This is a genomic window from Ruminococcus flavefaciens (assembly GCF_900143025.1).
GTDB lineage: Bacteria > Bacillota > Clostridia > Oscillospirales > Ruminococcaceae > Ruminococcus > Ruminococcus flavefaciens_I.
The window spans coordinates 200,216-211,790 of sequence record NZ_FRCT01000002.1; the positions used below are offsets into that span (position 1 = coordinate 200,216).

11 protein-coding genes are annotated in these 11,575 nt (G+C 41.7%); 10 read left to right on the plus strand and 1 reads right to left on the minus strand.

Features of this window, described 5'->3' with window-relative positions; translation table 11 throughout:
• The first annotated feature begins 88 nt into the window (after positions 1–88).
• From lon to lysA, 3 genes are read left to right on the plus strand one after another with little or no spacing between them, the layout of a single operon-like run.
• The gene (gene lon, locus BUB28_RS03110) at positions 89–2,431 is read left to right on the plus strand and encodes an endopeptidase La (RefSeq protein WP_072948634.1); all 2,343 of its coding nucleotides are present in this window, start codon (positions 89–91) and stop codon (positions 2,429–2,431) included.
• Between the two features lie 30 nt (positions 2,432–2,461).
• Positions 2,462–3,064: a ribosome biogenesis GTP-binding protein YihA/YsxC gene (gene yihA, locus BUB28_RS03115; protein WP_242939926.1), complete on the plus strand. Its 603-nt coding sequence runs from the start codon at positions 2,462–2,464 to the stop codon at positions 3,062–3,064.
• A gap of 24 nt (positions 3,065–3,088) precedes the next feature.
• The gene (gene lysA, locus BUB28_RS03120) at positions 3,089–4,387 is read left to right on the plus strand and encodes a diaminopimelate decarboxylase (RefSeq protein ID WP_072948638.1); all 1,299 of its coding nucleotides are present in this window, start codon (positions 3,089–3,091) and stop codon (positions 4,385–4,387) included.
• Positions 4,388–4,413: 26 nt separating this feature from the next.
• Here lysA and BUB28_RS03125 read toward each other — a convergent pair whose 3' ends face one another.
• Positions 4,414–5,358: a tRNA modification radical SAM protein MnmL/YtqA gene (locus BUB28_RS03125; RefSeq protein ID WP_072948640.1), complete on the minus strand. Its 945-nt coding sequence runs from the start codon at positions 5,356–5,358 to the stop codon at positions 4,414–4,416.
• Positions 5,359–5,521: 163 nt separating this feature from the next.
• Here BUB28_RS03125 and BUB28_RS03130 point away from each other — a divergent pair, with 163 nt between their 5' ends.
• The 7 genes from BUB28_RS03130 (at position 5,522) to BUB28_RS03160 (ending at position 11,564) form a co-directional block, all read left to right on the plus strand.
• Positions 5,522–6,031 (plus strand): shikimate kinase, encoded by a 510-nt coding sequence (locus BUB28_RS03130; RefSeq protein WP_072948642.1) that lies wholly within the window; start codon positions 5,522–5,524, stop codon positions 6,029–6,031.
• A gap of 193 nt (positions 6,032–6,224) precedes the next feature.
• Positions 6,225–6,962, plus strand: a complete 738-nt coding sequence (locus BUB28_RS03135; RefSeq protein WP_028516629.1) for a nucleotide-binding protein — start codon at positions 6,225–6,227, stop codon at positions 6,960–6,962.
• A gap of 40 nt (positions 6,963–7,002) precedes the next feature.
• Entirely contained in the window at positions 7,003–7,404 is a 402-nt protein-coding gene (locus BUB28_RS03140; protein WP_009984662.1) for a methylglyoxal synthase, read from the plus strand.
• A gap of 66 nt (positions 7,405–7,470) precedes the next feature.
• On the plus strand, positions 7,471–8,805 hold the full coding sequence (gene hisS / locus BUB28_RS03145) for a histidine--tRNA ligase (RefSeq protein ID WP_072948645.1): 1,335 nt from the start codon (positions 7,471–7,473) through the stop codon (positions 8,803–8,805).
• Between the two features lies 1 nt (position 8,806).
• On the plus strand, positions 8,807–10,585 hold the full coding sequence (gene aspS / locus BUB28_RS03150; RefSeq protein ID WP_072948648.1) for an aspartate--tRNA ligase: 1,779 nt from the start codon (positions 8,807–8,809) through the stop codon (positions 10,583–10,585).
• A complete protein-coding gene (locus BUB28_RS03155) occupies positions 10,578–11,036 on the plus strand; it encodes an NUDIX domain-containing protein (RefSeq protein ID WP_072948651.1) in 459 nt (152 codons plus the stop codon). The genes aspS and BUB28_RS03155 overlap by 8 nt, the downstream gene beginning before the upstream one ends.
• A 219-nt stretch (positions 11,037–11,255) precedes the next feature.
• Positions 11,256–11,564, plus strand: a complete 309-nt coding sequence (locus BUB28_RS03160) for a hypothetical protein (protein ID WP_072948654.1) — start codon at positions 11,256–11,258, stop codon at positions 11,562–11,564.
• Positions 11,565–11,575: the final 11 nt, after the last annotated feature.

An 11,575-nucleotide genomic window follows, 5' to 3' on the forward strand; every position in this document is an offset into this window, starting at 1 on the left:
TTTTTTAAGATTTATAGTATAATATTTGAAGGACGATTTTTTCGTTTTATGAGGATAAATATGATACCTACAGAAATGCGGTGATTTTATGGAGCAAACCATTAAAAGCGATAAAAATATAGAAGAAGCGAACATTCTTTATACAGTTGCAATGAGAGGTCTTGTTGCTTTCCCGAAAATGGTAATGCATTTTGATGTTTCGCGCAGTAAATCGGTTGCTGCCGTGGAGCGTTCACTTAAAGAAGGCAGCAAGCTTTTCCTTGTTACTCAGCATGAAGCGTATGTTGAAAATCCGAAGGCTTCTGATCTGTATAAAGTTGGAGTTGTTGCGGAAGTAAAGCAGGTGCTGAAGCTTCCCGACAATATCATGAAAGTTCTTGTAGAAGGCGTATACAAGGCTAATCTTGTAAGACTTATTGATGACGGGGAAGTTCTTAAAGCCGAGGTAAAGCATACTCCCACATATTCGAGGACTAAGATCGACGAAGTAGAAGCAGAAGCACTTATGCGTTCTGTAAAAGATATATTTGAGCGCTACGCTTCGTTCTTTCCGAGGATGCCGAAGGAGCTTCTCACTTCAATAATTACACAGGATTCTCCTGTAAAGCTTTTTGAAACAGTTACCTTTAACTGTAATCTTAATTATCGTGATAAGCAGACTCTTCTTGAAGAGACAAATGTTATAAACAAGCTTTCCGTTCTCTTTGCTTGTCTGACTTCAGAGGTAGAGATTTTAGAGCTTGAAAACCTTATAAATGAGCAGACAAAAAACAGCATCGATAAAGGTCAGCGAGAGTTTTATCTCCGTGAGCAGCTTAGAGTTATCCAGGAGCAGCTCGGTGAAGACGAAGGCGATGAGGCTTTTGGTTATATTAACGATATAATGGAGCTGAAAATAGACGAAAAGAGCAAAGAAAAGCTTCTTAAAGAAGCAGATAAGCTTACAAAGCTGCCCCCGTCATCACAGGAAGCTTTTGTTATAAAGAATTATCTTGATACAGTTCTTGACCTGCCTTGGGGAAAATATACCAAAGCAAAGCTGTCTATGGACAAGGCTGAGGCAGTTCTTGAAAAGGATCATTATGGCCTGAAAAAGGTAAAGGAGCGTATTCTTGAATTCCTTGCCGTTCATATGCTGAATCCGGAAATAAAAGGACAGATAATCTGTCTTGCCGGCCCTCCTGGTATTGGTAAGACTTCTATTGCCAAGTCTATAGCAAAAGCAATGGGAAGAAAGTATGCACGAGTTTCACTTGGCGGAGTACGTGACGAAGCTGATATAAGAGGTCACAGAAAGACCTATGTCGGAGCGATGCCGGGACGTATCATAACTGCTATATCACAGGCAGGCTCGGCAAACCCGCTTATTCTGTTTGATGAGATCGACAAGCTTTGCAGTGACATAAAAGGCGATCCTTCATCAGCAATGCTCGAAGTGCTTGATGCAGAGCAGAACAATGCTTTCCGCGATCATTTCATAGAAGTACCTTTTGATCTCAGCAAGGCGGTATTTATCACAACTGCAAATAATGTCAGCGCAATACCTGCTCCGCTTCTTGACAGAATGGAAGTTATCGAACTGCCGAGCTATACAGCTGAGGAAAAATTCCATATTGCCAAAGAACATCTTGTGCCCAAGCAGCTCAAAGAGCAGGGCTTAAAGGCATCACAGCTCAAAATAACCGACGATGCTATAAATGAACTTATCCAGTATTACACCAAGGAAGCAGGCGTGCGTTCACTTGAAAGAAGCATAGCTTCGCTGTGCAGAAAAACAGCCAAAAAAATAGCTTCGGAAGAAGCTAAAAAGGTAACTATAAAAGCAAAGGATATAAGTAATTATCTTGGCATACGGAAATATCTCGGTGACCTTTCTTCCCAGAAGGATCAGGTAGGTGTTGTTAATGGTCTTGCGTGGACATCTGTCGGCGGAGTTCTTATGCCTATCGAGGTTCTCATAATGAAGGGAACCGGCAAGATAGAGGTAACAGGCTCGCTTGGCGATGTTATGAAGGAAAGCTCAAAGATAGCAGTCAGCTATGTTCGCAGTATTGCCGAAAAATACGGCATTAACCCTGATTTTTACAAGGAAAATGATATTCATATCCACGCTCCCGAGGGTGCTGTTCCTAAGGACGGCCCTTCCGCAGGTGTTACCATGACTACTGCACTTGTTTCTGCACTTTCAGGTACCAAAATAAGATCAGATGTAGCTATGACAGGAGAAGTTACACTTCACGGAAAGGTACTTCCCATAGGCGGACTGCGCGAGAAAACTATGGCAGCTTACAAATCAGGTATAAAGACTGTTATTATACCTATAGCAAATAAGCCTGATCTTGAGGAAGTAGATAAGGTGGTAAAGGACGCTATAGAATTTGTGTACGCAGAGGATCTTAAAGACGTTCTTGATACTGCGCTTATAAAATAAAATTCAGATAAGGAGGAAAACGCCGTGAAGCTGAATTACAACAAAGCGGAGTTTACCGCCGCATATGGAAAATTTTCTCAGATACCTGCGCCTGAGAGGATAGAGATAGCATTTGCAGGACATTCAAATGTCGGAAAATCAACTCTTATAAATAAGCTTTTTAACAGGAAAAATCTTGCGAGGGTAAGCTCTGTTCCCGGAAAAACAGCAACGATAAATTTCTATGGCCTGGAGAATATCTATTTTGTAGATCTCCCCGGATACGGATATGCAAAGGTTGCAAAATCCGAGAAAGAGCGCTGGTCGGGGCTTATTGAGGGCTACCTCAGCTCTGACAGAGATATAAGACTTGTTTTTATGTTGGTTGATATGCGTCACGCACCGACGAAAGATGATATTCAGATGATAAATTATCTTATAGATACGGAAATGCCCTTTGTACTCGTTCTCACAAAAGCCGATAAGCTTAACAAGAGCGAGAGAGCAAAGCGCCTCGAAGCTTTCAAGGACGAGATACCGTGCTTTGAGGATATTCATGTAATACCTTTTTCTTCCCAGACGTTCGAAGGAGTAGAGGAACTCAGACAGATTGTCGAGGATATCACAGATGACAATGACGTCGCTGTTGAATAAATTATACCCGAAAGGATGTTAAAAATGTTTGTATCCGAAAATCTTGACATCAATAACGCAGGTCATCTTACGATCGGCGGAGTTGATACAGTGGAGCTTGCAAAGGAATACGGCACTCCTCTCTATGTCATGGACGAGCAGATGATAAGAAAAACTCTTCGCCGTTTCCACGACAGTATGAAGAAATATTATAACGGTAAAGGCGAGGTTCACTATGCAAGCAAGGCTTTTTCGTGCATGGAAATGTGCAGAGTCGTAGCAAGTGAGGGAGACGGACTTGACGCAGTTTCCATAGGTGAGCTTTATACTGCATATAAAGCAGGCTTTCCTATGGATAAAGTCGGCTTCCACGGCAATAACAAGACGGATGAAGAACTTCGTTTTGCAGTTGAAGTTGGTGTCGGACATATTATTGTTGACAATATAAGCGAGCTTCACAGACTTGAAGCTATTGCAGCCGAAATGCAGGCTAAGCCTGATATAATGTTCCGAATCAAGCCGGGTATAGATGCTCATACTCATGATTTTGTAAAAACAGGACAGATCGACAGTAAATTCGGCTTTGCACTCGAAACGGGAGAAGCATTTGAGGCAGTAAAGGAAGCTATAAGCTGCAAAAACGTAAATCTCAGCGGACTTCATTGCCATATCGGTTCACAGATCTTTGATATAGCTCCATTTGAAGAAGCTGCAAGAGTAATGCTCGGATTTATCGCAAAGATAAAGAACGAACTTGGTTTCGAGGTAAAAGGACTTAATCTTGGCGGCGGTTTCGGAATAAAGTACCTTAACGAGCATGATCCCGCTCCGTTTGAGGTCTACCTTGAAAGAGTTTCAGGTGTTGTAAGAGAAGAGTGCTCCAAACTTGGCATTGAGCTTCCTGCTATGTACATAGAACCGGGGCGTTCGATAGCAGCTCCGGCAGGAATAACACTTTATACCGTTGGTGCTCGCAAGGAAATACCGAATATAAGGACATATGTCTCTGTTGACGGCGGCATGGCTGACAGCCCGAGATATATCCTTTACGGTTCTGAATATGAAGCTATAGTTGCGAACAAAGCAAAGGAAGAACGCAGCGAAAAGGTAACTATCGCAGGAAAATGCTGTGAAAGCGGCGATCTTATCGGCGAGAATATGCCGCTCCAGCACGCAGAGTCAGGTGATATTATTGCTGTATGTGCTACAGGCGCATATAACTATTCAATGTCATCAAATTACAACAGACTACAGAAGCCTGCTGTAGTATTTGTAAACGAGGGCAAATCAAGTGTTGTGGTTAAGAGAGAGACTCTTGATGATATAATCAGAAACGATATATAAAACGAAAGGCAGGGAATATCCCTGCCTTATTTTTTGTAAAAAAGCCTGCTCTGCCATGTATCAAGCTCAGCGAGCTTCTTATCTATGCCGCCGAGGACTGCGATCTTATCCGCACTCCACATAGGAGCTATAAGTTTGGATTTATCTCCGTCACCGGTAATACGCTCAATTACGGTCTGAGCGGGGAGCACTTCCAGCTGTTTAACTATTATGTTTATGTATTCATCACGGCTGAGAAGCTGAAATTCGCCGTTTCTATACATCTTTTCAAGCCGAGTGCCTCTTATGACATGAAGCATTTGAAGCTTTACTGCGTCGGGTTCCATTTTTGCAGCTTCGACAGCTGTTTCCAGCATCATTTCCGATGTTTCAAAGGGGAGCCCGTTGATTATATGCAAACAGACTCTGATGCCCTTGCTTTTTAGCTTGTAATATCCTCTGAGGAACTCCTCGTGGGTACAGCAACGGTTTATAAGTTTCAATGTATCATCGTGACAGCTTTGCATTCCAAGCTCTACTGTAAGGTTAGTTTGCAAGCTTAAACTGTAAAGAAGATCTACTACCTCCTCGGACAAGCAGTCAGCACGCGTACCTATAGATAAACCGCATACATTGGGAAATCCTATAGCCGAATAATAACATTCCTTCAAAACGCTTAAAGGAGCATATGTGTTGGTATTTGCCTGAAAATAAGCTATGAATTCAGCGCTGTCGCCGTATTTTTTCGCTATCCGCCTGTGTTCGGCTTCAAGCTGTTCTTTTACCGTTAATCCGCTGTGAGTAAAATATCCGCTTCCGCCGTCGCAGAAAATACAGCCGCCTACACCTTTTGTACCGTCTATATTGGGGCAAGTAAAGTCGCAGTCAATTACGGCTTTGTATATTTTTTGGCCGAATTTGTTTTTGTTATAATAATTCAGCGTATAGTAACGCTTGTTATCACAAGAATATATAAAAGGACTTTTGTTCATTCTACGCCTCCTTGTGAAAATATGTTACCATATCACTTTAATTTTGTCAATATTTAGTATATAAAAAATAAATATCGCAATATCTGGGCTGATTATCTATTGACATTTTGCACAAAGTGCGCTAAAATATAAGAGTAATATTTTTTAAGGTTCTGATGCTATTATGAAGGATAAGAATATTGTATTGATAGGTATGCCGGGAGTAGGCAAAAGTACAGTCGGAGTTATTCTTGCGAAACTCACAGGCTGCAAATTTGTAGACACTGATCTGATAATACAGGAAAAGGAAAATAAGCTTCTTAAAACTATCATAGCCGAAAAAGGCGTTGACGGTTTTATAGAGACCGAAAACCGTATTCTAAGCAAGCTTGATGTTAAAAATTCGGTTATTGCTACAGGCGGAAGCGTTGTTTACGGCGAAGACGCAATGAAAAATCTTGCTGAAAACAGCGTAGTCGTTTATCTGAAACTTGATTACAATAAGCTCAGATATCGCCTCGGCAATATCAAAAACAGGGGAGTCGTTATCCGTAAGGGGCAGTCCCTTAACGGACTATATAAAGAAAGAGTCCCGCTGTATGAAAAGTATGCAGATATCACCATTGATGAAAATGGCTGCAATGTAGAGAAAACGGTAAGTAAAATAATGTCGGAAATATACGATCATTTGTAAGAAATGAACAATTATAAACCTACAAAAACACTGAATTGCACAATTTTACGTTTCTATTCAAAAAGTTCTTTGACATTTAGCTAATTATGTGTTACAATGTATAGTAGGATTATTATTATTAATAATTATCAGAATTCGGTGCCGTTTATGCAGCAAAACTGCTTTGGCTTGCGGATATCGGAAAGGAATCGAAATGTCTAAAATTATTGCTATTACCTCAGGAAAAGGCGGAACAGGTAAATCCACAGTCTGTGCAGGACTTGGTTATACTCTCGCTAAACAGGGACACAGAACTCTTATAATAGAGCTTGATTTTGGTCTCAGATGTCTTGACATTATTTTCGGTGTAGAAGATAATATCAAGTATGATCTCGGTGATGTCCTCAGCGGAAAAAAGACTGCTCTTGAAGCGGTTGCTCAGATCCCTATGGCTTCAAACCTTAATATTCTGTGTGCTCCCAAAACACTTACTTCAGTAAGTGCAGAGCAGATAGTAGAGATATGCCGTTCCGTAAAGAAGTATTTTGAGTACATTATTATCGACACAGGTGCAGGAATCAATTCCCATGTATTTGATATCGTAGAACAGGCAAATCTTATACTTGTTATCTCTACTCCTGACCCTGTCTGCATACGAGATGCAAGCCTTATGTCAGACGAGTTCTACAACAGAGGAAATAAAAGTCAGAGACTTATTATCAATAAAATAAGCAAGCGTATCATCGGCAGTGAGCTTATCTCTAACCTTGATGAGATAATTGACAAGGTCGGTGTACAGCTCATCGGAGTTATCCCCGATGATTTCAAGATGACAGTTGCTACAGGTAAGGGCAATCCTATCCCTACTGACAGTGAGGCACTCAAAGCCTTTGACGCTATTTCAAAGCGACTTGGCGGAGAATTTGTGCCGCTTACAGTCAAGACTGTATAAAATAAGATATTAATCCGCTAAGCGGGGAAAGGAAAGATATATGAAGATCGCAATTATAGCACATGACGCTAAAAAAGAGCTGATGGTGCAATTCTGCAGCGCATACTGCGGCATTCTGTCAAAGCACACACTTATTGCTACAAATACAACAGGAAAACAGGTAAGCGAAGCTACAGGGCTTCCTATCAAAAGATATCTTAGCGGACAGGGCGGCGCTGAACAGATACTGGCACTTCTTTCATGTAATGAAGTAGATGTTCTTCTGTTCTTCAGAGACCCTATAAATCCCAAGGCAGCAGATGTTCATGGAATGAATCTTCTTAGACTCTGCGACGTTCATAACGTACCTGTTGCTACAAACATCGCTACCGCAGAAGCGCTGATACTCGCACTCGAAAGAGGCGATCTTGATTGGCGTGAGGTCGGTAATCCGAGCATCTAAATGTTCAATTGTCCCTTCTAAAGGGACAATTTTCATGTAAAAACAAACAGGAAAGGCTTGAAATATATGGCTATGAATATAAAACGTCCAAACGGAACAGAAGACGTTCTCCCGAAAGACGTTCACAAATGGAATACAGTTGAAAAGATCGCACGAGAAACAGCTGAAAGCTTTGGCTTTTCTGAAATACGTATCCCTACCTTTGAGAATACTGATCTTTTCCTTCGTTCTGTAGGTGAAACCACAGATGTTGTACAGAAGGAAATGTATACCGTAAAAGCAAAGGAAACTGAATTTACTCTCCGTCCTGAGGGAACAGCAGGTACTATCCGTGCGATGCTCCAGAACGGACTTCTCAATGAAGCACTGCCGCAGAAGGTATTCTATATGCTTTCATGCTTCAGACATGAGCGCCCACAGGCAGGAAGACTCCGCGAGTTCCATCAGTTCGGACTTGAAATGGCAGGAAGTGCTGCCCCTACAGCAGATGCAGAGGTAATTTCTCTTGCAAAAACACTTCTCACCAGACTCGGACTGAAAAATATCGAGCTTTACATAAATTCTATCGGCTGTCCTGCTTGCCGTGCAAAGTATCATGAAGCACTCAGAGCTTATTTTGAGCCTCATAAGGAAGAACTTTGCGATACCTGCAAGGAAAGACTTGTAAAAAATCCTATGAGACTTCTTGACTGTAAGAGCCCTATATGTCAGGAGATCGCCAAGGATGCTCCGTTTATCACAGATTACCTCTGTGAGGAATGTGATGATCACTTCAAGAAGCTTCAGACATACCTTACAAATCTGGGTATCGAGTATAAGGTAAATCCAAAGATCGTAAGAGGTCTTGATTATTATACAAAAACTGTTTTCGAATTCGTTACTACAGAGATCGGCGCACAGGGAACTGTTTGCGGCGGCGGAAGATATGACGGACTTATCGAACAGCTCGGCGGACAGCACATACCTGCACTTGGCTTTGGAATGGGAATTGAAAGACTTCTTCTCGTTATGGACAAGCAGGGCTGTGATTACCTAACACCTAAAAAGTGTGATATTTATTTTGCTACAATGGGCGATGCTGCGCTTGAAAAGGCTATGGAGCTTGTAAAGGGGCTCCGTGAATTCGGCTACTGTGCAGAATATGATCTTATCGGCAGAGGTATCAAGGCTCAGATGAAGTACGCAAATAAAATAGGCGCGGCTTATACAATTGTTCTTGGTGACAATGAACTTGAGGAAGGAAAAGCAAGACTCAAGGAAATGGAAACAGGAAACGAGACAGAGATACTGCTTAACGATAAATTTACAGCAAATTTTGAAAACGAGTACTTTAATAAGGTTCTCGACTGCATTGATGATGAAAACGGATCAATGTTTGCATTCACAGGGGAGGATAAATAAAATGGCAGACAGTATGAAAGGCTTAAAGCGCACACATTACTGCGGAGAAGTGACTGAAGCAGGCAAAGAAGTCGTAGTTGGCGGATTTGTTGACAGAATAAGAGACAAGGGCGGCGTTATCTTTATTGTTTTAAGAGACAGAACAGGCGTTGTTCAGCTTCTTTTCAATGACGAGACAGACCGTGAGATATTTGATAAAGCTGCATCATGCAAGAGTGAATATGTTCTTATGGCTAAGGGCGAAGTACGTGAGCGTGAAAGCAAGAATGATAAACTGAAAACAGGTAACGTTGAAATATTTGTAAATGACCTCAGAGTACTTGCAAAGGCTCAGACACCTCCTTTCGAGATCGTAAATGAGACAAAGGTAAATGACGAGCTCCGTCTTAAATACCGTTATCTCGACCTCAGACGCGCACCGCTCCAGCAGAATATCATCATGCGCCATGAAATAGCTAAAGTGACTCGTGAGTATTTCTACGAAAACGGATTCCTTGAAATAGAGACTCCTATGATGATGAAATCAACTCCTGAGGGCGCAAGAGATTATCTTATCCCGTCAAGAGTTCATCAGGGCAAATTCTATGCACTTCCTCAGTCTCCCCAGATCTATAAGCAGCTCCTTATGGTCTCGGGCTATGACAGATACATACAGCTTGCACGCTGTTTCCGCGATGAGGATCTTCGTGCAGACCGTCAGCCTGAGTTTACACAGATAGACCTCGAAATGTCATTTGTTGATGCTGAGGATATTCAGGAGTGTGTTGAAGGATTTATTCAGCGTGTATTTAAGGAAGTAATGGGTGTTGATGTACCTACTCCTCTCCCAAGACTTACATTTGCTGATGCTATGAACCGCTACGGTTCTGATAAGCCGGATACACGTTTTGGCTTTGAGATCCAGGATATCACAGAAACAGTAAAGGATATCGACTTTGTTGTATTTAAGAATGCAATAGAAGAAGGCGGCAGTGTACGTGCTATCAATGTAAAGAACGGTGCTGCAACATATACTCGTAAGGAAATTGACAAGCTTGTAGAGCACGCTAAGGGTATCGGTGCTAAGGGTCTTGCATATATCCGCTGGGCAGATGAGCCAAACTGCTCCTTCAAGAAGTTCCTGAAGGACGGCGAGCTTGAAAAGATATGTGCTGCTGTAGATGCACATGAAGGCGATCTCGTTCTTATATGTGCTGATAAGACAAAGACTGTTCTTGCTACACTCGGTGCAATAAGACTTATCTGCGGCAAGAAGCTGGATGTTATCCCTGATGATGTTTACAACTTCCTCTGGATAACAGAAATGCCATTCTTTGAATATGACGATGAAAACAATACATGGGTAGCTGCGCATCACCCATTTACAATGCCTATGGAAGAATGTCTCGGTTATCTTGATACCGATCCCGCAAATGTTCGCGCAAAGGCATGGGATCTGGTTCTTAACGGTACTGAGCTTTCAAGCGGCTCAATGCGTATAACTGATTTTGAGCTCCAGCAGAAAATGTTTGAAGCACTTGGCATGACAGATGAGGAGATACAGGCTAAATTTGGTTTCCTCGTTGATGCTTACCGTTATGGTGCTCCGCCTCACGGTGGAATGGGTATAGGTCTTGACAGACTTGCAATGATAATGTGTAAGGCTGATAGCCTCCGTGATGTAACTGCATTCCCGAAGGTACAGAATGCAAGTGAGCTTATGTCTGAGTGTCCGTCTGTCGTTGATGACGAAAGCCTTGAAGTTCTTGGCATAAGCGTTGTAAAAAAAGAAGATGAGTAATCGTTTTTACGCTGTATGCGGAATTCTCGACATTGACGGAAAAATCCTTTTCGTAAGGCATACATACGGTCCTGCAAAGGAGCGTATACTTATCCCAGGCGGCTATGTTAAGGAAGGGGAACTGCCTTCAGATGCGGTAAAGCGTGAATTCTTTGAGGAAACAGGCGTTAACGCAGAAGCTGACTCTGTATTTGCAGTTCAGTTTCGTGCCGAGCAGTGGATAATAGTATTCCGCCTTAAATACATATCGGGAGAGCCGGTTTCGGACGGTTATGAAAACAGTGAGGTATTGCTTCTTACACCTGAGGAAGCTGTAAAGCGAAGCGACATCACAAACATGAGCCGTGCAATACTGAATGCATACATAAATGATCGTGAAAATACGCTTGCAAAAGGGGATTATAAGTCGATTTCCTTAAAAGCAGGCGAATACGAAATATTTGGTGTATAAAAAATATTTATAAATTGAAAAATTTTTATTGACATTTTTATCGTTTTGAGGTATAATATTTATTGTCAATGGATAATTGCAAGGGAGCTGTCTGTAGGGAAAGCTCCCTTTCTGTTTATTTACAAAACTAATTAACATAATATCTATTGACTGCGCATATCATTTATGATATACTAAGAAAAGTAAATGACCAACGGTCATTTTAAAGGAGGCGTTTAAATGGCATCAGAAGCTGTAAAAAGAATTCTTGAAGCTGAGGCTATGTCTGATAAGAAAAATGCCGAGGCACGCAAACAGCGCGATGATATCATCAGCTCTGCCTCAGGAAGTTCCTCGCTTGCTATCCAGAAAAAGATCGCAGAAGCTACTTCGGAAGCTGTAAAGATCAGAGAAGGATACAATGAGAAGCTGAAGGAATACGAGCAGAATGCTGAAAACGAATGTAATAAAAAGCTCAGCAGTATAAAGCAGCTTGCTGAGAAAAATATGGATTCAGCTGTTAATGAAATAATCAACAGGTATTTTTGAGATCTGCACTT